This window comes from Oleiphilus sp. HI0123, assembly GCF_001635315.1.
In genome coordinates, this window is record NZ_LWGE01000926.1 from 1 (window position 1) to 484 (window position 484).

Sequence of the window (484 nt, forward strand, 5' to 3'; positions counted from 1 at the left end):
ACCAAAAGCACGCATACATCAGCAGGCGCCTTAACTTTTCTCAACAATCTTTCTGTCTCTTTGCCGAGTACTGTTTTCACCTCAAGCTTTGCTTCCTTAACAACAGGAAGATCCAAGGTAAATTCAAAAGTAGAGCCACTGCCCACTTGGCTTTCGACCTTTAACTCTCCTCCCAGCAAATCCACCAATCTCTTGCTGATAGATAACCCCAGACCTGTCCCGCCATATTTCCGGGTCGTAGAGGCATCTTCCTGCTTGAAAGGCATAAACAAGTCTTTCGTATCGTGAATACCAATGCCGGTATCACTCACCGAAAACCGAACACCGCACCGACCTTCACTTTCATCCAATTTAGCATCACAGCTAAGCGCTAAAGTCACCTCACCCTCTTCGGTAAACTTGACTGCGTTGCCGCATAGATTCAATAAGACTTGCGATAAACGAAGCTCATCCGTTCTAACATAAACGGGTAAAGCCTCATCCA

At 46.1% G+C, this 484-nt stretch carries 1 protein-coding gene; it reads right to left on the reverse strand.

The genetic code is table 11. The features are described from left to right. Positions 1 to 484, reverse strand: a 484-nt coding sequence (locus tag A3761_RS07990) for an ATP-binding protein (protein ID WP_231881195.1), incomplete at both ends; no start/stop codon positions are given.